1 protein-coding gene is annotated in these 329 nt (G+C 44.4%); it reads right to left on the bottom strand.

Annotated features, from left to right (window positions below):
- Positions 1–329 (bottom strand): DUF3299 domain-containing protein (locus tag AB4486_RS24450; RefSeq protein ID WP_372119238.1); only part of this gene is annotated, 329 nt, incomplete at both ends.

Below are 329 nucleotides of genomic sequence, written 5' to 3'. Positions count from 1 at the left end.
CTCTGTTGCTGTCATTCCCTCTGAGAATTCCAGTGGAACGATGAAACCGGGAACTCGTACTTTCTTGCCATCAAACTCTGTCGTAATAGCTTCGGCGTTTGCTTTCATGGTTTGCATGTATTCATCACGCAGTGCGATCATTTCGTCTGCGTCCACGCCTTGCTCTTTTAGCGTTTGTTTAAATAATAAAGCCTGTTGTTGAGCTTGCTCTTCCTCTGATGCACTCATTGCTATCACACCTTGTAATAGACGCATTTGTTGATCGGTGAGATCCGGCATTTCTACTTTCATTTCGTGAGACTCTGAGTTCAGATCTTGCCACTCAAGAT

The sequence above is a fragment of the Vibrio sp. 10N.222.55.C6 genome, assembly GCF_041473395.1.
In the GTDB taxonomy this organism is placed as follows: domain Bacteria; phylum Pseudomonadota; class Gammaproteobacteria; order Enterobacterales; family Vibrionaceae; genus Vibrio; species Vibrio crassostreae_C.
This window is presented reverse-complemented; position numbering and strand designations above follow the sequence as displayed.